Annotated in this window: 17 protein-coding genes and 1 pseudogene; 9 read left to right on the top strand and 9 right to left on the bottom strand. The window is 61.2% G+C overall.

All coding sequences use genetic code 11. The features are described from left to right. Nucleotides 1-9 precede the first annotated feature (9 nt). The 3 genes from J3P91_RS00360 to J3P91_RS00350 form a co-directional block, all read right to left on the bottom strand. Nucleotides 10-2,043 carry an ABC transporter permease subunit gene (locus tag J3P91_RS00360; RefSeq protein ID WP_434605235.1) on the bottom strand — a complete coding sequence of 678 codons (2,034 nt, stop codon included), beginning with the start codon at nt 2,041-2,043 and terminating at the stop codon, nt 10-12. Nucleotides 2,044-2,439: 396 nt separating this feature from the next. Further along, nucleotides 2,440-3,438, bottom strand: coding sequence for a phosphate ABC transporter substrate-binding protein PstS (locus tag J3P91_RS00355; protein WP_053127032.1), 999 nt, complete (start codon nt 3,436-3,438; stop codon nt 2,440-2,442). A 168-nt stretch (nt 3,439-3,606) separates the two neighbouring features. After that, nucleotides 3,607-4,905, bottom strand: coding sequence for an MFS transporter (locus J3P91_RS00350; protein ID WP_434602404.1), 1,299 nt, complete (start codon nt 4,903-4,905; stop codon nt 3,607-3,609). A gap of 375 nt (nt 4,906-5,280) precedes the next feature. Between J3P91_RS00350 and J3P91_RS00345 the strand changes: the two genes are divergently transcribed. Further along, a complete protein-coding gene (locus J3P91_RS00345; RefSeq protein WP_003177184.1) occupies nt 5,281-5,685 on the top strand; it encodes an acyl-CoA thioesterase in 405 nt (134 codons plus the stop codon). Between the two features lie 57 nt (nt 5,686-5,742). Continuing rightward, nucleotides 5,743-6,642, top strand: a complete 900-nt coding sequence (locus J3P91_RS00340) for a D-hexose-6-phosphate mutarotase (RefSeq protein WP_434602403.1) — start codon at nt 5,743-5,745, stop codon at nt 6,640-6,642. A gap of 130 nt (nt 6,643-6,772) precedes the next feature. Here J3P91_RS00340 and J3P91_RS00335 read toward each other — a convergent pair whose 3' ends face one another. The 4 genes from J3P91_RS00335 to purE form a co-directional block, all read right to left on the bottom strand. After that, nucleotides 6,773-7,309 (bottom strand): DUF3299 domain-containing protein, encoded by a 537-nt coding sequence (locus J3P91_RS00335; protein WP_305497682.1) that lies wholly within the window; start codon nt 7,307-7,309, stop codon nt 6,773-6,775. An 85-nt stretch (nt 7,310-7,394) separates the two neighbouring features. Beyond that, nucleotides 7,395-7,640 (bottom strand): GlsB/YeaQ/YmgE family stress response membrane protein, encoded by a 246-nt coding sequence (locus J3P91_RS00330; protein WP_256229514.1) that lies wholly within the window; start codon nt 7,638-7,640, stop codon nt 7,395-7,397. 103 nt (nt 7,641-7,743) lie between these two features. Continuing rightward, nucleotides 7,744-8,829, bottom strand: a complete 1,086-nt coding sequence (locus J3P91_RS00325; protein ID WP_434602402.1) for a 5-(carboxyamino)imidazole ribonucleotide synthase — start codon at nt 8,827-8,829, stop codon at nt 7,744-7,746. Between the two features lie 12 nt (nt 8,830-8,841). Further along, nucleotides 8,842-9,333 (bottom strand): 5-(carboxyamino)imidazole ribonucleotide mutase, encoded by a 492-nt coding sequence (gene purE, locus J3P91_RS00320; protein WP_003196369.1) that lies wholly within the window; start codon nt 9,331-9,333, stop codon nt 8,842-8,844. Nucleotides 9,334-9,686: 353 nt separating this feature from the next. Between purE and J3P91_RS00315 the strand changes: the two genes are divergently transcribed. Continuing rightward, nucleotides 9,687-10,256, top strand: a complete 570-nt coding sequence (locus J3P91_RS00315; RefSeq protein ID WP_434602401.1) for a reprolysin-like metallopeptidase — start codon at nt 9,687-9,689, stop codon at nt 10,254-10,256. Nucleotides 10,257-10,301: 45 nt separating this feature from the next. Here J3P91_RS00315 and J3P91_RS00310 read toward each other — a convergent pair whose 3' ends face one another. Continuing rightward, nucleotides 10,302-11,213 (bottom strand): LysR substrate-binding domain-containing protein, encoded by a 912-nt coding sequence (locus J3P91_RS00310; RefSeq protein WP_434602400.1) that lies wholly within the window; start codon nt 11,211-11,213, stop codon nt 10,302-10,304. Between the two features lie 182 nt (nt 11,214-11,395). On the opposite strand from J3P91_RS00310, the gene aspA reads away from it, so the two are divergent. From aspA to J3P91_RS00295, 3 genes are all read left to right on the top strand, one after another. Next, a complete protein-coding gene (aspA, locus tag J3P91_RS00305; RefSeq protein WP_030139110.1) occupies nt 11,396-12,820 on the top strand; it encodes an aspartate ammonia-lyase in 1,425 nt (474 codons plus the stop codon). A gap of 486 nt (nt 12,821-13,306) precedes the next feature. Next, nucleotides 13,307-14,758, top strand: coding sequence for an alanine/glycine:cation symporter family protein (locus J3P91_RS00300; protein ID WP_434602399.1), 1,452 nt, complete (start codon nt 13,307-13,309; stop codon nt 14,756-14,758). A gap of 131 nt (nt 14,759-14,889) precedes the next feature. Further along, entirely contained in the window at nt 14,890-15,894 is a 1,005-nt protein-coding gene (locus tag J3P91_RS00295; protein ID WP_434602398.1) for an asparaginase, read from the top strand. A gap of 178 nt (nt 15,895-16,072) precedes the next feature. Here J3P91_RS00295 and J3P91_RS00290 read toward each other — a convergent pair whose 3' ends face one another. Next, the gene (locus J3P91_RS00290; RefSeq protein ID WP_434602397.1) at nt 16,073-19,726 is read right to left on the bottom strand and encodes a dermonecrotic toxin domain-containing protein; all 3,654 of its coding nucleotides are present in this window, start codon (nt 19,724-19,726) and stop codon (nt 16,073-16,075) included. Here J3P91_RS00290 and J3P91_RS00285 point away from each other — a divergent pair. The 3 genes and pseudogenes from J3P91_RS00285 to J3P91_RS00275 all read left to right on the top strand — a co-directional run bounded on the left by J3P91_RS00285 (nt 19,725) and on the right by J3P91_RS00275 (nt 23,186). Then, a pseudogene (locus J3P91_RS00285) lies at nt 19,725-20,716 on the top strand (AraC family transcriptional regulator). The gene J3P91_RS00290 and the pseudogene J3P91_RS00285 overlap by 2 nt on opposite strands. A 326-nt stretch (nt 20,717-21,042) precedes the next feature. After that, nucleotides 21,043-22,074 (top strand): histone deacetylase family protein, encoded by a 1,032-nt coding sequence (locus J3P91_RS00280; RefSeq protein ID WP_434602396.1) that lies wholly within the window; start codon nt 21,043-21,045, stop codon nt 22,072-22,074. A gap of 11 nt (nt 22,075-22,085) precedes the next feature. Beyond that, nucleotides 22,086-23,186 (top strand): polyamine ABC transporter substrate-binding protein, encoded by a 1,101-nt coding sequence (locus J3P91_RS00275; protein WP_434570599.1) that lies wholly within the window; start codon nt 22,086-22,088, stop codon nt 23,184-23,186. Nucleotides 23,187-23,235: the final 49 nt, after the last annotated feature.

Genomic DNA, 23,235 nt, shown 5'->3' with positions numbered 1-23,235 from the left:
CTACCTTTCTTAAAGCGACGAATATTTCTTGCGCAGACGCTGACGGATCAGCTCGGCGAGGGTGTTCATGACGAAGGTGAACAACAGCAGCACCAAGGCCGACAGGAACAGCACGCGGTAATGGCTGCCGCCGACTTCCGACTCAGGCATCTCCACCGCGACGTTGGCCGCCAGGGTGCGCAGGCCTTCGAACAGGTTCATTTCCATCACCGGGGTGTTGCCGGTGGCCATCAGCACGATCATCGTCTCGCCCACCGCCCGGCCCATGCCGATCATCAGCGCCGAGAAGATGCCCGGGCTGGCGGTGAGGATGACCACGCGGGTCATGGTCTGCCACGGTGTCGCACCCAGGGCCAGCGAGCCCAGGGTCAGGCCGCGCGGCACGCTGAACACGGCGTCTTCGGCGATGGAATAGATGTTCGGGATCACCGCGAAGCCCATCGCCAGGCCGACCACCAGGGCGTTGCGCTGGTCGTAGGTGATACCCAGGTCATGGGAGATCCACATGCGCATGTCGCCGCCAAAGAACCACGCTTCCATGTATGGGCTCATGTACAGCGAGAGCCAGCCGACGAACAGGATCACCGGGATCAGCAAGGCGCTTTCCCAGCCGTCCGGCACTCGCAGGCGAATGGATTCCGGCAGGCGGCTGAAAGCGAAACCGGCGACCAGGATGCCGATCGGCAGCAACATCAGCAGGCTGAAGATGCCCGGTAGATGCCCTTCGACGTACGGCGCCAGGAACAGACCGGCGAAGAAACCGAGGATCACCGTCGGCATCGCTTCCATCAGCTCGATCACCGGCTTGACCTTGCGGCGCATGCCCGGGGCCATGAAGTAGGCGGTGTAGATCGCTGCGGCAACCGCCAGCGGCGCGGCCAGAAGCATCGCGTAGAACGCCGCTTTCAGGGTGCCGAAGGTCAGCGGCGACAGGCTCAGCTTGGGTTCGAAGTCGGTGTTGGCGGCGGTCGATTGCCAGACGTACTTGGGCTCATCGTAGTTTTCGTACCAGACCTTGCTCCACAAGGCGCTCCACGAGACTTCCGGGTGTGGGTTCTCCAGGACCAGCGGTTGCAGCTTGCCGCCCTGCTCCACGATCAGGCGGTTGGCCCGTGGCGACATGCCGAACAGGCCTTGGCCATCGACTACCTGGTCAACCAGCAAGGTGCGGTGGGCAGTACTGTGGAACACGCCGAGCTTGCCGCCGGCGTCGAGCGCAACGAAACCCTTGCGACGCTCTTCGGCGCTGATCTCGACGATGGGCGCGCTGCCCATGTGGAAGGTACGAATCTGTTTGAAACGCAGCTCGCCGTCCGGATCGCGAGCCATGAACCACTGGGCCAGGCCGCCCTTGGAATCACCGATGATCAGCGATATGCCACCGACCAACTGGGCAACGGCGGTGACTTGGGCGTCAGCGTTCTCGAGCAGCTTGTAGCGACCGTTGAGGCTCTTGTCCCGCAGGCTGAACACATCGGCCTGGGCGCGCCCGTTGACCACATACAGCCACTGCTGGCGCGGGTCGACGAAGATGTTTTTTACCGGCTCGGTCATCTGCGGCAGATCGATACGCGTCTGCTCGCTGGTGATTTCACCGGTCATCATGTTTTCTTCGCTGGTGAGCGACAACACATAGAGCTGCGCGCCGCTGGAGCCAGCCAGCAGCAACGTCGAATCGGTAGCGTTGAGGCTGACATGCTCCAGGGCCGCGCCCTGCTCGTTCAACGCGATCGGCGCTTCACCGTAAGGGTATTCGATGGCCGGAGAGATGGTTTTCTTGCCGTCGGGGTAGCTGACTTTATAAGTGTGGCGGAACACCAGGGCCTGGCCATTGGACAAGCCGATCGCCACCAGCGGGCTGCCGGGCTGATCTTCACCGATGGACGTCACAGTGGCGCCGGCCGGGATCGGCAGGTCGACACGCCGCAGTTCGGCACCGCTGTCGAGGTTGTAGAACAGCGCCACGCCTTTGTCGGAAACCCGCATCGCCACCTGGTTCTGTTCTTCGATGGCGATCATCAGCGGCTTGCCGGCGTCTTGCATCCAGGCAGGGGTAATCGAGTCCTTGGCGGTCAGGTCCGCGCCTTGGAACAGCGGCAGTACCACGTAGGCCAGGAAGAAAAAAATCAAAGTAATGGCGGCGAGGACGGCGAGGCCGCCAACCAGCACGTACCAACGGGTGAGGCGATCCTTGAGCGCGCGGATGCGGCGCTTGCGTTGCAGCTCAGGCGTATTGAAGTCAATGCGCTTGGGAGGGGAAGTCGTAGTCATTGTGGAGTTGGCCAGATCATTCATGCGCACACCCTAGCGATCCTGTATGACAGAAAGATGACAGTGAAGTGACGCAACAAATCCGCCGCCGGTGGGAACCGGCAGCGGATGGAAATTTGGTCTGTGGGAGCGAGCAAGCTCGCTCCCACAGGGGCCTGGGCTCAGGCGTTACTGCTTGGCGACGTTGCCGCCTTCCTGCAGCCCCAGGTCAGCCAGTGCCTTGGCGGCGACTTTGGCTGGAACCGGGATGTAGCCGTCCTTGACCACGACTTCCTGGCCTTGCTTGGACAGGATCAGCTTGACGAACTCGGCTTCCAGCGGGGCCAGAGGCTTGTTCGGCGCCTTGTTGACGTAGACGTAGAGGAAACGCGACAGCGGATATTTGCCGTTCAGGGCGTTTTCTTCGGTGTCCTCGATGAACTCGCCGCCTTCCTTCTTGGCCAGGGCAACGGTTTTCACGCTGGCGGTCTTGTAGCCGATACCCGAGTAGCCGATGCCGTTAAGCGAGCTGCTGATCGACTGCACAACCGAAGCCGAACCTGGTTGTTCGTTGACGTTTGGCTTGTAGTCGCCTTTGCACAGGGCTTCTTCCTTGAAGTAGCCGTAGGTGCCGGACACCGAGTTGCGGCCAAACAGCTGGACTGGCTTGTTGGCCAGGTCGCCGGTCACGCCCAGGTCGCCCCAGGTCTTGACGTCAGCCTTGGCGCCGCACAGGCGAGTCGAGGAGAAAATCGCATCGACCTGAGCCATGGTCAGGTGCTTGATCGGGTTGTCCTTGTGCACGAATACCGCCAGGGCGTCCACGGCAACCGGAATAGCGGTCGGCTTGTAGCCGTACTTCTGTTCGAAGGCTTGCAGCTCGTTGTCCTTCATCTTGCGGCTCATCGGGCCCAGGTTTGCGGTGCCTTCGGTGAGTGCGGGTGGCGCGGTGGAGGAACCGGCGGCCTGGATCTGGATGTTGACGTTCGGGTATTCCTTCTTGTAGTTCTCGGCCCACAAGGTCATCAGGTTAGCCAGGGTATCGGAGCCGACGCTGGACAGGTTGCCCGACACACCAGTGGTCTTGGTGTAGCTCGGGATCGCAGGGTCAACAGCGGCAACCGCGTTGGCAGTCGCGACGCCAGCAGCGACAAACGTCATTGCCGCCATCAAACGCTTCAGTTTCATGCCTTACTCCTAGCAGATAGGGTGTGTTAAGTCGGCCAAGTATCGACAAGCCGTATGAACACTCTATGGCTGAAATATGACAATTGGATGAAAGGCCAGCATTGGCTTTTGCAGGGATGATCCATGGTGCTCGCGAAAGCGCCAGTACAAGTGGGAAAAAAGCGCCGGTTATCGGCCCTTCTTCCAGAGGTACCCACCGATCACCATCCCGATCCCGCAGATGATCGCCACGTAGTACGCCGGCCCCATCGGGCTCTCTTTCAACAGCAGGGTCACGATCATCGGGGTCAGCCCGCCGAAGATCGCGTAGGCCAGGTTGTAGGAGAACGACAGTCCGCTGAAGCGCACCACGGCCGGGAAGGCATTGACCATAACGTAGGGCACCGCGCCAATGGTACCCACCAGCAAGCCGCTCAAGGCGTAGAGCGGGAACAACCACTCGGGGTGCTCGAACAGGCTGTGGTAGAAGGTCCAGAAGGTGATCAGCAGCAAGCCACTACCAAAGACGAACACCCGGCCGGCGCCGAAGCGGTCAGCCAGCACACCCGCGCCGATACAGCCGAAACTGAGGAATACGATCGCCAGGCTATTGGCCTGCAACGCGGTGGTCGGGCTGAAGTGGTACACGGTCTGCAGCACGGTGGGTGTCATTAGGATCACCACGATGACGCCCGCCGACAACAGCCAGGTCAGCAGCATCGAAATGGCGATGGCGCCGCGATGATCACGCAGCACCGCGCGCAACGGCACTTCTTCGGCCAGGGCCTTGCGCAATTGCAGCTCGGCGAATACCGGGGTTTCGTGGAGCCAGCGGCGCAGGTACACCGAAAACAGGCCGAACACGCCGCCCAGCAGGAACGGGATCCGCCAGGCGTAATCCGCCACTTCCACCGGCGTATAAATGCTGTTGATGGCCGTGGCAACCAGCGAACCCAGCAAAATCCCCGCCGTCAGGCCGCAGGTCAGCGTGCCGCAGGCATAGCCGATATGGCGCGCCGGCACGTGTTCGGAAACGAATACCCAGGCGCCTGGCACTTCGCCGCCAATCGCGGCGCCCTGGATTACCCGCATCAGCAGCAACAGGATCGGTGCCCACATGCCGATCTGCGCGTAAGTAGGCAGCAGACCCATGATCAGGGTCGGCACGGCCATCATGAAGATGCTCAGGGTGAACATCTTCTTGCGTCCCAGCAGGTCGCCGAAGTGGGCCATGATGATCCCGCCCAGCGGCCGGGCCAGGTAACCGGCGGCAAAGATGCCGAACGTCTGCATCAGGCGCAGCCACTCGGGCATCTCGGCCGGGAAGAACAATTTGCCGACCACGGTGGCAAAGAATACGAAAATGATGAAATCGTAGAATTCCAGCGCACCGCCCAGGGCAGAAAGCGACAGGGTCTTGTAGTCGTTACGGGTTAGCGGACGGGTGGGTTGTGCGGGTGTCGCCGTGCTCGAAGGCGCAGTGGTCATGGCAAGGGCTTCTCTTATAGTCGATTCTGCGGCCCCGACAACGCTGAATGGGCGCCCGGGCAGGTTCGGCACGATAGCAAATTGTTCGAAAAAGCACATAGAGGCGCGTAATTGACAGTCGAAATCAGAACCGAGTGGTCGTCTCGACGACTATCGCCCGATATACTCGCAACCTTGCAACACTCTGTAAGGGGTTGCTGTGCGAAAACGTCGTTGGTGGCGCAATACGAGATCAGCCGGTTTCGCAGAGTTTCCCTTTGGCACGCCTTGACGAAAAACGTGACGAACGCGGCATGTTCGGGCTGAATCGTTTTTTTAAGGACGGCTACTCACCTGAAGTACAAGACAGCGTTACGGGTCAGAGGCACCCCCGGCATGATAGAGCTCGAACAAGAAGATCCAATCCCGCAGGGCGATCTGGCCCTGCAAATCACCGCGCTTCCCCGAGAGACCAACGGCTTCGGGGATATTTTCGGCGGTTGGCTAGTGTCCCAGATGGACCTGGCCGGCACCGCGATGGCCAGCAAGGTTGCCGGCGGCCGCGTGGCCACCGTGGCGATCGATCGCATGGCGTTCCTGGTGCCGGTGGCAGTGGGTGCGCAATTGTCGTTCTACACCCAGGCCCTGGAAATCGGCCGGAGCTCGATCCAGATGATGGTCGAGGTCTGGAGTGACGACCCATTGTCCAGCGAATGGCGCAAGGTCACCGAAGCGGTGTTCGTGTTCGTCGCCATCGATGGCAGTGGTCGTACCCGCTCGGTTCCACCTCGGGCGCGTTAAACACGGCGGCCGTTTTGCGGTCCATTGCAGTCCATGTTCCTGAACGAGATTTGCAGCATGCCAACGCCTAACGTCGAAGCCGTCAAACTGGATGAACTGAACGGTTGGCGCATCCGCCACGGTCAGGCCGAGTTGCTCGTGGCCCAGCAAGGCGCGCACGTTCTCAGCTATCAAGTGGACGGCCAGCCGCCGCTGATCTGGCTCAACGACCAGGCGACGTTCAAGACCGGCAAGAGCATCCGTGCCGGCGTACCGGTGTGCTGGCCGTGGTTCGGCAACCTGACGCGCAACCCCGACAGCGTCCAGGCCATGCGCGTCAGCAACGAACCGGCCACCGCCCACGGCCTGGTACGGGCAATGGATTGGGAACTCAAGGGCATCGAAGCCGAGGGTGAAAGCCTGAAGATCGAATTCATGCTGCCCTACCCCGAAAACGGTTTGTCCGGCTGGCCCCATCAGGTCGACCTGACCTTGACCATCGTCATGGACAAGCAACTGCATATCCATCTGACCAGCCATAACCGTGGCAGCGAAACCGTCAGCCTGAGCCAGGCGCTGCACAGCTATTTCGCGGTCAGCGACGTGCGCAACGTGCATGTCGACGGAGTGGATGGCTTGCGCTACGTCGAGACCCTGGATGACTGGAACGTCCATACCCAGGCCGGCGAGCTGCATTTTGCCGGCGAAACCGACCGGATCTATCTCGAGACGCCGCCAACGCTGAGCATCGTCGACGCGCATTGGCAGCGACGCATCGAATTGACCGCTACCGGTTCACGCTCGGCGGTGATCTGGAACCCCTGGACCGAACGGGCCAAGGCCTTCAGCGACATGGCCGATGATGGCTGGCAACGCATGCTCTGCATCGAGACGGCCAATGTGATGGATGATGTGGTGACGCTCTTGCCAGATGCCAGCCATACGCTGGGCATGAGCATTCGCAGCAAACCGCTCTAAACACACTGAACAAAAAAATCCCCTGTGGGAGCGAGCCTGCTCGCGAAGGCGGCGTGTCAGTAAATACATATCTTGACTGACACACCGCCTTCGCGAGCAGGCTCGCTCCCACAATGGGTTGATGCCAAACCTACAAATCCGCCTCCTGCACCACCCGCACCTTCTGCGCCTCCATCGCATACGCCGCGCTCGCCAGGTCGTTGTCGACCTTTTCGATCTTCAGCGTGCCGGTGACCCACAGCGGCGTGTAGATATCATCCAGCTTCAAGCCCTTGGGATAACGCACCAGCACCAATTGATTGGGCGGCGGTGGCGGGACATGGATGCAGGCACCGGGGTAAGGCACCAGGAAAAACAGCGTGCTACGGCCCTTGGCGTCGGTTTCCAGCGGCACCGGGTATCCGCCGATGCGGATGTGCTTGTCGTTCATTGATGCCACGGTCTTGGTCGAATACATCACCGCCGGCAAGCCTTTGCTCTGCTTCAGGCCACCCTTTTCGGTGAAGGTGCCGTTGGCTTCGGGGGAGTTGTGATCGATCTCGGGCATGGCCTCGAGGGCCTTCTGGTCCGACTTGGGCATCAGTTCGAGCCAGTCGGTTTCGGGCAGCTCGGCGGCGTGGGCCAGGCCAGTGCCCAGCAGAAGGAAGGTCAGCAGTAGACGGCGCATGAAAGGGCTCGGCATAAGGAAAAATACGACGCCGGGCATTCTAGCCCTCCGCGCGCGCCACGCGCAGAGGACTTTCGCGCTTTGATCAGTTCCTTTTGATCAGGCCGTAGATCACCAGCAGCACCACCGCGCCCACCAGGGCTCCGAGGAAACCAGCGCCTTCGCCTGCCTGATAGATGCCCAGGGCCTGGCCGCCGTAAGTGGCCGCCAGTGAACCGCCGATACCCAGCAGGATAGTCATGATCCAGCCCATGCTGTCATCGCCAGGCTTCAGGAAACGTGCGAGCAGGCCAACGATCAGGCCGATAAAAATGGTTCCGATGATTCCCATGGTATTCCCCCTCTAATTGAGTAGCTATGCCAAAGCCTAGTCAGACTTTGGCACCTTGCCATGAGAGAAGACGGCCGACGAATGGTTCCACCGATGTTTCAGATTATTGCTCGGCGATCAGCGTCTCGACCTTGATGATCTGCTGGGCCAGCGTGGCCCGGTCGGCGCAACGCAGGTTGGCGTGACCAACCTTGCGCCCGACCTTGAACGCCTTGCCGTAGTGATGCAGGTGGCAGTCGGCGATCGCCAGGACCTTCTCGGTGTCCGGCACCTTGCCGATGAAGTTCAGCATCGCGCTTTCGCCGACCTTGGCCGTCGACCCCAGCGGCAGCCCGGCGACCGCCCGCAGGTGGTTTTCGAACTGGCTGCACTCGGCGCCTTCGGTGGTCCAGTGCCCGGAGTTGTGCACGCGCGGGGCGATTTCATTGGCCTTGAGGCCACCATCCACTTCAAAGAACTCGAACGCCATGACGCCGACATAATCGAGCTGCTTGAGTACCCGGCTGGAGTAGTCTTCAGCCAGGGCTTGCAGCGGGTGGTCGGTGCTGGCGACGGACAGCTTGAGGATGCCGTCCTTGTGGGTGTTGTGCACCAGCGGGTAGAAACGGATTTCACCGTCACGGGCACGCACGGCGATCAGCGAGACTTCGCCGGTGAAAGGCACGAAGCCTTCCAGCAGGCAGCCGACGCTGCCCAGCTCGGCGAATGTGCCGGGGACGTCTTCCGGGTTGCGCAGGACCTTCTGGCCCTTGCCGTCGTAACCCAGGGTACGGGTCTTGAGCACGGCCGGCAGGCCGATGGACGCAACGGCGGATTCCAGGTCGGCCTGGGACTGAATGTCGGCGAAGGCCGGGGTCGGAATGCCCAGGTCCTTGAACATGTTCTTTTCGAACCATCGATCACGGGCGATGCGCAAGGCTTCGGCGCTCGGGAAGACCGGGACGAACTGGGACAGGAAGGCAACGGTCTCGGCCGGGACGCTTTCGAACTCGAAGGTCACCAGGTCGACTTCATCGGCCAGCTGGCGCAGATGGTCCTGATCGCCGTAATCGGCACGCAGGTGTTCACCCAGCGCTGCGGCACAGGCGTCCGGCGCCGGATCCAGGAAAGCGAAGTTCATCCCCAACGGCGTACCCGCCAGGGCCAACATGCGACCCAACTGGCCGCCACCGATTACACCGATCTTCATTCGTCAACAACCTCAGGCAATGCGTGGGTCTGGATTGTCCAGGACGCTGTCTGTCTGCTCAGCGCGGAATTTTTTCAGCACGGTATGAAACTGCGGATGCTTGGCGCCCAGGATACTCGCCGACAACAGGGCTGCGTTGATCGCGCCGGCCTTGCCGATGGCCAGGGTGGCAACCGGGATGCCGGCCGGCATCTGCACGATCGACAGCAACGAATCGACACCCGAGAGCATCGATGACTGTACCGGCACGCCCAGTACCGGCAAGTGCGTCTTGGCCGCGCACATGCCAGGCAGGTGAGCCGCGCCGCCGGCGCCGGCGATGATCACTTCGATGCCACGCGCCTCGGCTTCTTCGGCGTACTGGAACAGCAGGTCCGGGGTGCGGTGGGCGGACACCACTTTCACCTCGTAGGGGATGCCGAGCTTTTCCAGCATATCGGCGGTGTGGCTAAGGGTGGACCAATCGGACTTGGAGCCCATGATCACGCCAACCAGTGCACTCATCGTCGTGCCTCTTCTCTCTGGGCGCCCTGGGGCGCGTCAAAAAACAACAAGCCACGCAGGAAACCGGCGTGGCTTGTTGTACGAATTATGGCCGGGTGGACCGACCGAAGGCCGGGCAGTATACCGTAATGAAGCAGATAAACAGCCCCTGTCGCGACCATCTGTCATGCGTTGCGCAAACCGCGGTTTTCCTGACTATCGAGTCAGTGTGGCGGGCTCATTCACGGTGAAACATTTTGAAGTTCAGCAGCGGTTTATCCAGTTCAAAAACCAGCCTATAACAATCCGGCACGGTGCGCTCTTGTAACCAAGGGGGCACTTTCTGGAGCACTTATTGAACAGGACGTTCAAACATGCAAAAACCTATCGTGATCGTCGTCGTCAAACACGACGATCTGAAAGACTACAGTACGAGCCAACTCTATTCCGATTACTTTTCCTGGTTTAAACCCGAGCTGGAGAAAGTTGCACATCGTAAAGTCCGGATCACAATGTTTCCCGTGGGTACTTACCCCTCGCTCTCGGGATTCAATTACAAGCATGCAGAGCAAGAAAAAACCATCCGGGAGTGGTGGCGACTGATCGAGGAACTGCACATCACGACGGTGCAGAACGGCGGCCTTGAGCCGTCCCTCGCCAAGATCCTGTTGCTGACTCGGGACAATCTCAACAGCAAAGTTGCCGGTATCGCGACCGTCAGAAGCTATGCGGCTATTGCTTCAATCACTAACTACCGAACACCCGCCCATGAAATAGGCCATATGCTGGGCGCGACCCATGATGACGGCGCAATCGAATATGACGGCTGGTGGCGTAATTCGATCATGTTCGGCGACGACTTCTCGGACTTTCGTGGCAATACCTACCGCTTTACCGAAAAGAACCGGGCAAACATCCGCAGTTATGTAGACAGCTTCGACTGACCCGCCCATCAGGCGTGAAAGCCCAGACGATGGCTTTCACGCCTTTCAAGCCGCAGGGCTGGCCGCGCCACCCTCCAGCTTGCGCCACAACAACCGCACATTGGCCTTGCGCACCAGGGCGCAGCGGTACAGGCGGATTTCCAGCGGCACGTGCCATTGCGCGCCCCCGCAGATCACCAGCTCTCCCCGGGCCAGTTCGTTGCGCACACTCAGGTGCGGCACCCAGGCGATGCCCAGGCCTTCCAGGGCCATGCTTTTCAGGCTGTCAGCCATGGCCGTCTCGTAGACCGTGGTGAAACGCAGGGCGCGCTGGCGCAACAACTGGTTCACCGAACGGCCCAGAAAAGCGCCGGCGCTGTAGGCCAGCAGGGGCACGCTGGTCTCGCCCTCCAGGTCGAACAACGGCTTGCGGTCGGCATCGGCCGCGCAGACGGGGAGCATTTCGGTCTGGCCCAGGTGCAGCGATGGGAAGATCTCCGGGTCCATCTGCATCGCCGAATCCGGGTCGTAGAAGGCCAGCATCAAGTCGCAGCCCCCTTCACGCAGGGCATGCACGGCATCGCCGACATTGGTCGCCACCAGCCGTGTGGCGATGTTCATGCCTTCGTTGCGCAACTGGGCGATCCAGCGCGGAAAGAAACCCAACGCCAGGGAATGTGCCGCCGCTACCTGGATAACTTCGCCCTGCCCGCCCTCCAGGTGGTGCAAGTGCCGCAGCACTTCGCCCAACTGCTCGACCACCGTACGCGCCGTCACCAGGAACAGCTGTCCCGCCGCGGTCAGTTCGATCGGCGTGCGGGAGCGGTTGACCAGGGTCAGCCCCAGCGCCGCCTCCAGGCTGCGGATCCGCCGGCTGAATGCTGGTTGCGTCACGAAGCGGCGCTCGGCCGCCTGGGAAAAACTGCGCGTCGCGGCCAAGGCACTGAAGTCCTCCAGCCATTTGCTTTCAAGATTCATCTCCGTCCTCCCGTAGGACGCACCAAAACAGGTCACACGTTCGCCGCGTCATCGGCGTCACACGCGCATTATGCCGAATGTGCATAGGCCAGTGTTTAACAGCATTGGCCCTAAATTTTCTGAAAGCCTAGGATTCACAGCGTTCCGGCTCAGACCGGGTCCTTATTGAGATGATTGACATCATGTCCTCCGCTGCATCATTCCGCACAGAAAAAGACCTGCTTGGCGTACTCGAAGTACCGGCGCAAGCGTATTACGGCATCCAGACCCTGCGAGCGATCAACAACTTTCGTCTCTCCGGCGTCCCGATCTCGCATTACCCGAAACTGGTGGTCGGTCTGGCAATGGTCAAGCAAGCCGCCGCTGACGCCAACCGTGAGTTGGGCCAACTCAGCGAAGCCAAGCACGCCGCCATCAGCGAAGCCTGTGCACGATTGATCCGCGGCGATTTCCACGAAGAATTCGTGGTGGACATGATCCAGGGCGGCGCCGGCACGTCGACCAACATGAATGCCAACGAAGTCATCGCCAACATCGCGCTGGAGGCCATGGGTCACCAGAAGGGCGAATACCAGTATCTGCATCCGAACAACGACGTGAACATGGCGCAGTCGACCAACGACGCCTACCCGACCGCGATCCGCCTGGGTCTGCTGCTGGGCCACGACGCGTTGCTGGCCAGCCTCGACAGCCTGATCCAGGCGTTCGCCGCCAAGGGCGAGGAATTCAGCCACGTGCTGAAAATGGGCCGTACCCAACTGCAAGACGCCGTGCCGATGACGCTGGGACAGGAATTCCGCGCCTTCGCCACCACCTTGAGCGAAGACCTGGCGCGCCTGAAAACCCTGGCGCCTGAATTGCTCACCGAAGTGAACCTGGGCGGCACCGCCATCGGTACCGGCATCAACGCCGATCCGCGTTACCAGGCCCTGGCCGTACAACGCCTGGCGACCATCAGCGGCCAACCGCTGGTTCCGGCCGCCGACCTGATCGAAGCGACCTCCGACATGGGCGCCTTCGTGCTGTTCTCCGGCATGCTCAAGCGCACCGCGGTCAAGCTGTCGAAGATCTGCAACGACTTGCGCCTGCTGTCCAGCGGCCCACGCACCGGCATCAACGAGATCAACCTGCCGGCCCGCCAGCCAGGCAGTTCGATCATGCCTGGCAAGGTCAACCCGGTGATCCCTGAAGCGGTGAACCAGGTCGCGTTCCAGATTATCGGCAACGACCTGGCGCTGACCATGGCGGCCGAAGGCGGCCAACTGCAACTGAACGTGATGGAGCCGCTGATCGCCTTCAAGATCTTCGACTCGATCCGCCTGCTCCAACGGGCCATGGACATGCTGCGCGAGCACTGCATCGTCGGCATCACCGCCAACGAAGCGCGCTGCCGCGAACTGGTCGAGCACTCGATCGGCCTGGTTACCGCCCTGAACCCGTACATTGGCTATGAAAACGCCACCCGCATCGCCCGCGTTGCCCTGGAAAGCGGCCGCGGCGTGCTGGAACTGGTGCGCGAGGAAGGCTTGCTCGACGACGCCATGCTCGACGACATCCTGCGCCCGGAAAACATGATTGCCCCGCGTCTGGTCCCTCTGAAGGCTTGATCGACGCGACCACTGCTCACCAGGTCGAGGGACTAGACACCTCTCACCTTTTGAGGGCTTGGGGACTCGTTCCCCAAGCCCTTTTTTTTAACCGACAACTGAAAGCGGGAGCAAATTTGTAGGAGCAAGCCTACTCGCGATAAACAGCGACGCGCTGCCGTTGTACCCCGCGTCGCCAGCTATCTGGAGCCGGCTCACTTCCACAAGAACCTGACCGATAGGCCAGGAGATACAAGGGTCCGTTTCGTCGCACGCACCACAACTGTGCAGACGGGCGCCGCACTGATAGGTATAGTGCCGCCCCTCTTCGCATGAGTGGTCGTCGGTAGCGAGACCTCACAACATGCGAAAACCGAACTAATAACAAACCCGCGAAGTGGACCGGGACGAACATCGCCTCAACTGTCGTGCCGCGCGCCGGCCGATGTAACACGATGTTTCCAAATGGCCAGCATTTGCTTAAACAAAAAACAGCGAGGAATACTCATGCTCGAAGTCATCAACGACTTCCTCTCAGGGAAAGTGCTGATCGTGCTCATTGTCGGGCTCGGTGGCTACTTCACGATCCGCTCGCGTTTCGTCCAGTTCCGTCATTTCTTTCATATGTTCTCGGTGTTCCGGGACAGCCTGAAAAGCAGCACTGACCAGCTCAGCTCCTTCCAGGCCCTGATGCTCAGCCTTGCCGGCCGTGTCGGCGCGGGCAACATCGCCGGTGTCGGCATCGCCGTGACCCTCGGCGGGCCCGGTGCGGTGTTCTGGATGTGGGTGACCGCGCTGGTCGGCATGTCCAGCAGCTTCTTCGAGTGCTCCCTCGGCCAGCTCTACAAGCGCTGCGATTCCGAAGGCCAGTTCCGTGGTGGTCCGTCCTACTACATCCAGCACGGCCTGCAGAAACGCTGGCTGGGCATGATCATGGCGTTCCTGCTGCTGATCACCTTCGGCTTCGCCTTCAACGGCCTGCAAGCCCACGCCGTCACTCACTCCCTGAATAACGCCTTCGGCCTCGATACCACCTACACCGGCCTCGGCCTGGCGGTGCTGCTGGGCCTGGTATTCATCGGCGGGATCAAGCGAATCGCCAAGGTTGCGGACCTGCTGGTACCGGTCAAGACCCTGGCATACATCGCCGTGACGCTCTACGTGATCGTGCTGCAATTCGAACATGTACCGGGCATGCTGGCGACGATCGTCAGGAGCGCCTTCGGTCTGGACCAGGCCTTTGGCGGCCTGATCGGCAGCGCCATCGTCATGGGCGTCAAGCGTGGCGTGTTCGCCAACGAAGCCGGCCTGGGCAGTGCGCCTAACGTGGCCGCCGTGGCGTCGGTAGAGCACCCGGTCGCCCAGGGTGTGGTCCAGGCGTTCAGCGTTTTCCTCGACACGTTCGTGATCTGCACCTGCACCGCGCTGCTGATCCTGCTGTCGGGTTTCTACACCCCAGGCTTCGAAGGCGACGGCATTGCCCTGACCCAGAACTCCCTGGCGGCCGTCGTCGGCGACTGGGGCCGGATATTCATCTCCGTGGCCCTGTCGTTGTTCGTGTTCACCTCGATCCTCTACAACTATTACCTGGGCGAAAACAACCTGCGCTTCATGCTAGGTGAAAACCGCAAGGCGCTGATGGCCTATCGCGCCTTGGTCCTGGGACTGATTTTCTGGGGCGCCATCGAGAACCTCGGCACCGTGTTCGCGTTCGCCGATATCACCATGACGCTGCTGGCGTTCGTGAACCTGATCGCGCTGTTCCTGCTGTTCAAGGTCGGCATGCGCATCCTGCGCGACTATGACGACCAGCGTTCGGCTGGCATCAAGGTGCCGGTGTTCGACTCGAGCAAGTTCCCGGACCTGGACCTGGACCGCAAGGCCTGGCCAGCGACCCCATCGGCACCTGCCGCCGAATCTGGAAACGCTCCGGCGGGCCTGGCTGCAGCGCAACGCTGATCAACAGTCCGTTTGAAAAAAACCGGGCGCATCCCCTGCGCCCGGCGTGACACAACACAAGGTCGGCGTCATGCTCGGCCTTATGTTGCAGCAGCAAATGAAGCTGCTGTTTTCGTCCTCGGAGAACACCCATGAATGCCTCGACTTATCCTGCCGCCCAACACGTCATGGTGCTCTATACCGGCGGCACCATCGGCATGCAGGCCAGCGCCAACGGCCTGGCCCCGGCATCCGGTTTCGAAGCGCGGATGCGCGACTACCTGCACAGCCAGCCCGAACTGGTTATCCCGCCATGGCGTTTCCGGGAGATGTCGCCGCTGATCGACAGCGCCAACATGACCCCGGCCTACTGGCAGCAACTGCGCGAAGCAGTGGTCGATGCCGTGGATGTGCAAGGCTGCGACAGTGTGCTGATCCTGCACGGTACCGACACACTGGCCTACAGCGCCGCCGCCATGAGCTTCCAGTTGCTCGGCTTGCACGCGCGGGTTTGCTTCACCGGTTCGATGCTGCCGGCCGGCGTGACCGACAGCGACGCCTGGGAAAACCTCAGCGGCGCGCTGGTCGCCCTCGGCCAGGGCCTGGCGCCGGGCGTGCACCTGTATTTCCACGGTGAACTGCTGGCGCCGACCCGTTGCGCCAAGGTGCGCAGCTTTGGTCGTCATCCGTTCAAGCGCCTGGAGCGCCAGGGCGGCGGCATCAAGGCCACGTCGCTGCCGGCGCAGTTGAATTACAACCAGCCGAAACAGTTGGCAAACGTCGTGGTGCTGCCATTGTTCCCTGGCATTGGCGCCGAGGTTATCGACGGCTTGCTGGGCAGCGGCATCCAGGGCCTAGTGCTGGAGTGCTACGGCAGCGGCACCGGTCCGAGCGACAACGCGGCCTTCCTCGCCAGCCTGGAACGGGCGCGGGACAGCGGAGTGGTGGTCGTGGCGGTCACTCAATGCCATGAAGGCGGCGTCGAGCTGGACGTCTACGAAGCCGGCAGTCGCTTGCGCGGCGTCGGCGTGCTGTCCGGCGGCGGCATGACCCGCGAGGCCGCGTTCGGCAAGTTGCAGGCCTTGATCGGTGCCGGGTTGCCGGTGGATGAGGTTCGGCGGCTGGTTGAGCTGGATCTTTGCGGCGAACTGGCATGACCTCCTGGCGAAGCCCTGCCCGTGGGGACTGCCAGGTCAACTGTCAGTTCTGATAGTAGTCCCTCTCTCTCCAGGCCTGACGTGAGCTCCGATAGACCCGCGCCGCATGAGCGGCGTGGGTCTATATCGATCTCGGAGCTCTTATGAAGAACCATGAATACCTCAGTGGTTCGATGGATCAAGCCGACAGGAACAATCTGGAGGCCGCCTGTCGCCCGATATCGCTACGCCAAATCCTTTCCACCGATTGCCCGGCTTGCTGCTGGGAGACCTGAAAGGCAACTCCTTGCCTACGCTGCGCTGCGGTCTTCAGATGGGCCTTGGAAAAATCCTGCGGCGCAGTGTCCTGTTTCGGGTAATGGAAGTGCGCATACCACAGCACGCGATTGTTAACCGTGTCGCGAATCTCGTACTCCTGCAGGAAATCGCGGCCTTTGCCGCCGGAACAGTCCAATTGCTCGCCGAGCCTGCGGATGCTGACCTGGCGCTCCTGCAACAGATAGTCCACCGCGCCGACATCCGGGCGTCTCGACTTGAGCATGGCAATACGGGTCGTTCGCCCCAGCGCCCGAAGTTGCCTGGCTCCGGCCCGCAATTGCTCGATCAACACCTGCGGCGCCTGCTCGCCAAGCGGCTGGGTCAACTGCGCCATGTCCAGAGCATGGCGATCCAACTCACCGGCCTTGTTCAAGAACATGTCTTGCACATCGATCGAAGGACTATTTCCGGTGCTCAGCCGCCGGGCCTCGGCCTGGCTTTGTCTGAGCGTAGCAAGCAGTTCCCGCGCCTTTTTTTCCAATCCCTTGAGTTTCTTTCTGGCACTGGCGCTCAGCCCTCCAGCCCCGCCCAACAAGCGCGGGCCGTAGCTAAAACACCACCGACCCTGCCCGTCGTTTTCGAGCCAGGGGCCGGTTCGCGCCGGATGAGCCGTGTCGATAATCACCACGCCCTCCTCCCTGGGTGACACTCGGTACCAGTCCCCCTCCACACTGGCATACCACTCGCTACCCAGCTGGTAGAGCCCGCGATATTCACCCGAGGCCACATAACCTTGCACTGCGGAAAACGCCTCCAGCTTGAACGTGTCGAGCCGGACCAGCTCCCTGGCGGAAAACCGGCCAGGCGGGCTCGACCATCCGTAGAACAGCCTAGCTTTCGCTGCGGACGGGCGAGCGGAAACGGAGGATGTCGATGACGTGTGGATCGCAGTGTCGAGCAAGGCACGTGGAACGCTGGTTTCACCACCAGCCACTTGCAACTCATCGAGGCGGGAAATGTCGCTCAGTTGCCTTCCCCCTTGCACGAGTGCCAACGCCAGGCCGATCAATACGTCGGCCAGCGCCTGGGAGCGGTTTTCGCTGCTGTGGTTTTCGCTGCTGTGGTTCTCCCAGCTCTGGCTTTCGACCAGCTCATCGAGGCTGGCGGTGAGCTGGACCAACAGACCGACCAGCGCCAGCGGGCCGTCGAGCAGCGGCAGCAACAGGTTGAACGTGCCCCAGGCGAATTGCCTGAAACGCTCCCAACGCTCCTGGACGTCAGACACCGAAGCCTCTTTGGCCTGCTCGATCAAGGCCTGGGCGCAGGCCCTGTACAGCGCCGTGGCAACCTCATCGCGCAGTGGTATGCCGTTGAGCCGGGCCGGCTCTGGAGCAAGGATCACATCAAAATCGGAGAAGATAATCCGGGTTGTGTGAGGCTCATCAAAACCGCCATTGGCATAGATGGCGCGTACAGAGACCGACAGCCCGGCGAGGACGCTGTCCTGCAATTGCCCCTGCTCCTTGATCGCTGCAAAAAGTGACATCCGCGAGGAAAACTCCATCAGGGGCGCGGTAGAGGCAGGCCGATAAAGGATGCATGGCCCCATCGCGACGTTCGCCGGACCGATCACGAACATGTTCATCACCCCATCCGGTGTCGCATCGGCATCCGTCAGGAAGCCCAACGGCCTGACGACGATGTCCTGTCCCTCGACCCGGCGACCGAGGACGTCCGGTTGCAGCGCGGCGACAACGTAGCGATAAGCCAGGTCCGTCAGGCTGTTCTTGATTTTCAGTTCCAACGCCAGTAGCGGCAGCAAGACGCCCAGGCTGTTGCAAAAGTCCCTTTGCCTGCTGACGGCTTCCCGCTCGTCCAGCAGCTTGTACCGGAGCAGTTCGGGATAGTGCTTGCCGATATCGGCTCGTGTAGTCAACGCTCGCAGATAATCATAGGTCAACCAGGTCGGTGGCTCGCCGTCCCGGTAGGTAATGTGGTGCATTGGCGCGAGAGGGAATGCACCGAGGTTTGCCATCGCCATCTGGGGAAACGTCTGGGTTTCAGTTACATAGCGAAATGGAGGATAAGGCGGATCAACGATCTCGAACACAGTGTCCGTCATCCGCTGCAACGTCACCTTTATTTCGCCGATGCACACGTCAGCACGTGTGCGGTCGTCCTTGAGCATTTCTGCCTTGAGGGCCTGCTCGGCGAACTCGCCGATGGTCGGGATTCCCCGCATGAATGAGGTACCCTTGCGGTGCAGCGTCGCCAGCGATGACAGCAGTCGGCTGTAGGTGGCACGGTCCGCCGACGAGGCCTGCTTGAGCCAGGGTGGGAGTAAGTCGAGCAATGTCGACCGCCTGGCTTCATGCCCTGAACGCAATGCACCCAGCAGGAGGCTCAGGCTGGAAAGCTGCGCCACTCTACGTTCAAAACCCTTCGACTCGGTAAAGCCGGAAGCTTCGATCGTCGCAATCTTTCGTAGCTGTCCCTCCAGCAGGCATAAGGTCAATGCATCGAAGATGTCGTGCTCTGGAATGTAATTGCTCAATTCCCAGTAAGGCGAGCGCCGGCCGAACCAGGATTCCTCCATCGCAGACTCCGAGCTGAACACCTCGACCCCGCCCGACAGGGTGAACAGCAACGCAATCTCGCGTCCGTCCACGTTACGTGTCATCGACAGAACCAGAACATCGTCGGCTCGGTGGGTGTCAGGGTCGGTGCCATGGACATGGGTAATGAAGGCTTGAGTCGCGGTATTTCCCAGCACATCTTGGCGCTGTCCATTGTCGGGGAAATCGAGGACGGCCTGGACGGTCGCATATTCTTCGCTCCCCAACCCCGCAGAAGCCTGTTGCAATTGTGTCCGGAGAAGATCGGAGACCTGTCGCCAGACGCTGACGCGGCTCCCTTGCGGCTGGCTCCAGAAGTCCACCAGACGTTGTTGATAGCACTCCAGCAACAGTGGGCCCCGCTGCCCGAGTATCTGTTGAATGTCGGCCAGGGGAATCCCTACGTTTTCCGGGTGGTCCGTACTCGCGGATTTCGAAAGGAAGCTCTCCGGCTTCAAGGCCCTGGCGGTCCCGCTGCGACAACACTCGAGCAACAGATCGGTCAATGGATGACGGATGTACCCGTCGAAAAGGTTTTGCCCTTCCATCAGGTGCCATCGGGGTTCAACCAGCACGGCGTCGGCGACCGATATGTCCAGCGCGGGATAACGGTCGTCGAACACCTCCTGGAGGGTGCGCTGTGCGACCTCCCTCAATGTCGGGCGCAAGGTGAATGCCCCGTGAAGACTCAAGACCAACGAATCGACATCGGTAGCAGGCCACTGAAGGCTGGGGTAAGGGATCGCATTAAAAACAGACATGGGCATTTCCCTATGCAAGTGGAATGAAAGGCCCATTGCCGGGCCAGAACCGTAGTTGCGCCATGCTAGGCAACGCTCGTCTACGACGTGCGGTATCTGGTTATCGCTTTTGTTGCTGGCGATTTCCGGCTCCTCCCGTAAAACAGGCGGCATGCAACTTGCTCGATATCTGGTCTCCCCAGGCTGGAAACGGACCATGCTGCATTCCCACCTCACCACGCTCAACGCGGTCTCCCTGGTGCTCAACGCGTTCAAGAACGAAGGCTTGCCCAGTGAAGCGCTGTTGGCCGGCAGCGGCATCAGCCTGGCGGACCTGAGCCGGGCGGACACACGCATCACCACCAACCAGGAGATGCAGGTCTGCGCCAACGCCGTGGCGCTCAACGTGACATAGGCCTGGAATTGGGCCGCAACATGCACGTTTCGTCCTACGGCATGCTCGGCTATGCCCTGCTCACCAGCGCCACCTTAGGTGACGCTTTACGCCTGGCGCTGCGTTACCCGGCGTTATTGGGAACACTTTTTGAGCTGACACTGGAAGACGACGGCGAGCACATCTGGCTCAGCGCCAGCGACTATCGGGAAAACCCGGCCCTGGCGGTGTTCAATGCCGAGTTCTGCATGGTCTCGCTGAGGGTCATCTGCAACGACCTGCTCGGTTATGCGCTCCCCTTGCGGGCGACACGTTTCGAACACTCGGCACCGGATTATCAGGCACGTTATGAGGCCCTGTTCGAGTGCCCTGTGCGTTTTGACAGTATCGACAACGCGTTCGCCTTCGATCGTCACTGGCTCGCGCAGCCCTTGCCACTGGCTGACCCCATCACTCATCACGCCATGGCCGAACGCTGCCGCCGCCAGAACACCGAGTTCACTGGCAGGCAGGCCTGGCTGGGACGCATCCGCCACTCGCTCGCCGCACAACTGGATGCGCCGCCAGGCCTGGAAGGCTTGGCCGAACAGATGAACTGCTCGGCGCGCACCCTGCGCCGGCATCTCAAGGACCTGGGCTGCAGCTACCAGGAATTGCTCGATGAACTGCGCTTCGAACGGGCCAAGCAGATGCTCGGTGAAGATCAATTGCCGATCTACCGGATCGCCGAAATGCTCGGTTTCAGCGAAACAGCCAGCTTCCGCCACGCATTCGTACGCTGGAGCGGCGTGGCGCCGAGTCAGTTCAGGCCATGAACGCAGCCCCCGTGGCGAGGGAGCTTGCTCCCGCTCGGCGGCGCAGCCGTCGTAAACCGGATAACGCGGTTTATCTGTAGAAGATGCGTCAAGCGTTTTGGGGCGGCTTCGCCACCCAGTGGGAGCAAGCTCCCTCGCCACGGGACATAAGGGGAGGCCTGGATATCGGTGTTGCCCCGAACCGGCGCATGCCCGCGCCAACAAGGGGCGATTTACGGTCAACTATTTTGGCCATTTCGATCCCCTTTTGGCCTCTCCTGCCGTTCTCCCAAACGCGGCGCGCCGCAAGACTGTGGATACCGGATCAGCCCCTGCGGAGAATAAGAATGCTGACGATCTATTCCGACGATCACCACCTGCACCATGGACGTTGCGAGTTGATGGACGGACAGCTGATGCCCTGCTTCGAAATGCCCTCCCGCGCCGATCATGTATTGGAGCGGGTCAAGGCCCGGGCGTTAGGGCCGGTGGAGGCGCCACGGGATTTCGGCCTGGCGCCGATCCAGCGCATCCACAGTCCGCAATACCTTGAATTCTTCGAGGGTGCCTGGGATCGCTGGAGCGAATTCAACCGCGACGGCGACCTGCTGCCCTATACCTGGCCGGCGCGCACCCTGCGTACCGTTATCCCGACGAGCCTGCACGGTCAACTCGGCTATTACAGTTTCGACGGCGGCGCACCGATTACCGCCGGCACCTGGCAGGCCGCCTACAGCGCAGCCCAGGTCGCCCTCACCGCCCAAGCCGAAATCCAGCGCGGTGCCCGCAGTGCCTTCGCGTTGTGTCGGCCACCAGGGCACCACGCCGCCAGCGACTTGATGGGCGGTTATTGCTACCTCAACAACGCGGCGATCGCCGCCCAGGCTTTCCTTGACCAGGGCCACCGGAAGGTCGCGATCCTCGATGTCGACTACCACCATGGCAACGGCACTCAATCGATTTTCTACCAACGCAGCGATGTGTTGTTCGCCTCGATCCATGGCCATCCCGAAGCCGAATTCCCGTTCTTCCTGGGCTACGCCGACGAGCGCGGCGAAGGTGCCGGCACGGGATTCAATTTCAACTACCCGCTGCCCGCCGGTTCCGGCTGGGACAGCTGGAGCGCCGCCCTCGAACAGGCCTGCGGCGAGGTCCTGGACTATGACGCCGATGTCATCGTCGTCTCCCTGGGCGTGGACACCTTCAAGGACGACCCGATCTCTCAATTCAAGCTCGACAGTCCGGATTACCTGGCGATGGGCAAACGCATCGCGGCGCTCGGCAAACCGACGCTGTTCGTGATGGAAGGGGGTTATGCGGTGGAAGAAATCGGCATCAATGCGGTGAACGTTCTCGAAGGTTTTCAAAGCGCCCAATGAGGAATATCAGCATGAAAAGACTCAAGCGTCTGATGGCTCCAGCCCTCTGCGCCACGCTGCTGTGCGGCGCGGTCCAGGCCGAGGAGCGCACCCTGCGTGTCTACAACTGGTTCGACTACATCACGCCCAAGGCCCTTGAAGACTTCAAGGCGCAGCACAGCCAGGTCAAACTGGTCTACGACATCTTCGACACCAACGAAGCCCTGGAGGCCAAGCTGCTCACCGGTAACGCCGGCTACGATGTGGTCGTGCCGTCCAATGTATTCCTGGCCAAGCAGATCGAGGCCGGCGTATTTCAGCCCCTGGACCGCAGCAAATTGCCGAACTGGAACCACCTCGATCCCAAGCTGATGAAGCTGATCGAAGCCAACGATCCGGGCAACAAGTTTGCGGTGCCCTACATGTACGGCACCATCCTGATCGGCTTCAACCCGGCCAAAGTCAAGGCCGCGCTGGGCGACAATGCGCCGGTGGACAGTTGGGACCTGATCTTCAAGGAAGAAAACATCAGCAAGCTCAAGCAGTGCGGCGTGGCCCTGCTCGATTCGCCTTCGGAAATCCTGCCCTTGGCCCTGCAGCACCTGGGCCTGGATCCCAACAGCAAAAAACCGGCGGACTATGCCAAGGCCGAAGCGCTGCTGATGAAGATCCGGCCGCACATCACCTATTTTCACTCATCCAAATACATGGCCGACATCGCCAACGGTGATATCTGCGTAGCGGTCGGCTACTCCGGCAGCTTCTCCCAGGCCGCCAACCGCGCCAAGGAGGCCAAGAACGGCGTGACCGTGGACATGCGCCTGCCCAAGGAAGGCGCGCCGATCTGGTTCGACATGCTGGCCATTCCCAAGGGCGCGAAGAACCCGGACGACGCCTACGCCTTCATCGACTATCTGTTGCAGCCGAAGGTGATCGCGCCCGTCAGTGACTTTGTCGGCTACCCGAACCCGAACAAGGACGCCACCGACATGGTCGATCCGGCAATCCGCAACAATCCCAACCTGTACCCGACCGAGGCGGCAATGACGACGCTGTACACGTTGCAACCCTTGCCGAGGGATGCCGAGCGGGCACGGACGAGGGCCTGGACGCGGATTAAATCCGGCCAGTGACACAGGCCGCAGCCTCGGTATAGGCTCCAGGGCCGGGGGCGCGCGCCCG

This window comes from Pseudomonas sp. Z4-7 (genome assembly GCF_051131965.1).
GTDB lineage: Bacteria > Pseudomonadota > Gammaproteobacteria > Pseudomonadales > Pseudomonadaceae > Aquipseudomonas.
The sequence above is the reverse complement of the archived record's forward strand: the minus strand, read 5'-3'. Positions and strand labels throughout refer to the sequence as shown.

Excerpts from the sequence above, each read along its gene's own strand:
- J3P91_RS00360 (WP_434605235.1), bottom strand. The coding sequence starts at position 2,043 with ATGCAAGACGCCGGCAAGCCGCTGATGATCGCCATCGAAGAACAGAAC.
- J3P91_RS00355 (WP_053127032.1), bottom strand. The coding sequence starts at position 3,438 with ATGAAACTGAAGCGTTTGATGGCGGCAATGACGTTTGTCGCTGCTGGC.
- J3P91_RS00350 (WP_434602404.1), bottom strand. The coding sequence starts at position 4,905 with ATGACCACTGCGCCTTCGAGCACGGCGACACCCGCACAACCCACCCGT.
- J3P91_RS00345 (WP_003177184.1), top strand. The coding sequence starts at position 5,281 with ATGATAGAGCTCGAACAAGAAGATCCAATCCCGCAGGGCGATCTGGCC.
- J3P91_RS00340 (WP_434602403.1), top strand. The coding sequence starts at position 5,743 with ATGCCAACGCCTAACGTCGAAGCCGTCAAACTGGATGAACTGAACGGT.
- J3P91_RS00335 (WP_305497682.1), bottom strand. The coding sequence starts at position 7,309 with ATGCGCCGTCTACTGCTGACCTTCCTTCTGCTGGGCACTGGCCTGGCC.
- J3P91_RS00330 (WP_256229514.1), bottom strand. The coding sequence starts at position 7,640 with ATGGGAATCATCGGAACCATTTTTATCGGCCTGATCGTTGGCCTGCTC.
- J3P91_RS00325 (WP_434602402.1), bottom strand. The coding sequence starts at position 8,829 with ATGAAGATCGGTGTAATCGGTGGCGGCCAGTTGGGTCGCATGTTGGCC.
- purE (WP_003196369.1), bottom strand. The coding sequence starts at position 9,333 with ATGAGTGCACTGGTTGGCGTGATCATGGGCTCCAAGTCCGATTGGTCC.
- J3P91_RS00315 (WP_434602401.1), top strand. The coding sequence starts at position 9,687 with ATGCAAAAACCTATCGTGATCGTCGTCGTCAAACACGACGATCTGAAA.
- J3P91_RS00310 (WP_434602400.1), bottom strand. The coding sequence starts at position 11,213 with ATGAATCTTGAAAGCAAATGGCTGGAGGACTTCAGTGCCTTGGCCGCG.
- aspA (WP_030139110.1), top strand. The coding sequence starts at position 11,396 with ATGTCCTCCGCTGCATCATTCCGCACAGAAAAAGACCTGCTTGGCGTA.
- J3P91_RS00300 (WP_434602399.1), top strand. The coding sequence starts at position 13,307 with ATGCTCGAAGTCATCAACGACTTCCTCTCAGGGAAAGTGCTGATCGTG.
- J3P91_RS00295 (WP_434602398.1), top strand. The coding sequence starts at position 14,890 with ATGAATGCCTCGACTTATCCTGCCGCCCAACACGTCATGGTGCTCTAT.
- J3P91_RS00290 (WP_434602397.1), bottom strand. The coding sequence starts at position 19,726 with ATGGTCCGTTTCCAGCCTGGGGAGACCAGATATCGAGCAAGTTGCATG.
- J3P91_RS00280 (WP_434602396.1), top strand. The coding sequence starts at position 21,043 with ATGCTGACGATCTATTCCGACGATCACCACCTGCACCATGGACGTTGC.
- J3P91_RS00275 (WP_434570599.1), top strand. The coding sequence starts at position 22,086 with ATGAAAAGACTCAAGCGTCTGATGGCTCCAGCCCTCTGCGCCACGCTG.